General features: G+C 71.2%; 1 protein-coding gene. It reads left to right on the top strand.

The genetic code is table 11. From position 1 onward, the window contains the following. Positions 1–236, top strand: a 236-nt coding sequence (locus UK12_RS35400) for a hypothetical protein (protein ID WP_045307333.1), incomplete at its 5' end; no start/stop codon positions are given. Positions 237–295: the final 59 nt, after the last annotated feature.

The following is a 295-nucleotide window of genomic DNA, read 5'->3' as shown; positions in this document are numbered from 1 at the left end:
GCCACAAGACCGTCGAGGTCTTCCGCGGGGCGGTCTGCGACAACGGCGCCCCCATCGCCACCGTCGGGCCCCACAGCACCGCCGACGGCGTGGACCCGCACTGCGTCGAGGGCGTCTTCGTCAAGGACGGAGTGCTGGCCAGCTTCCGGGTGATCCGGCACTACGAGGGCGGAGGCGGCCACGAGGGCGGACGCGGCCACGAGGGCGGCGACGACCGTGGGGACGAGCGGGACTGATCAGGCCTTCTCCAGCAGGTCAGAACAGTGATGGTCTTGACGAACGCGGGACGGCGGTC

It is taken from the genome of Saccharothrix sp. ST-888 (genome assembly GCF_000955975.1).
GTDB lineage: Bacteria > Actinomycetota > Actinomycetes > Streptomycetales > Streptomycetaceae > Kitasatospora.
The sequence above is the reverse complement of the archived record's forward strand: the minus strand, read 5'-3'. Positions and strand labels throughout refer to the sequence as shown.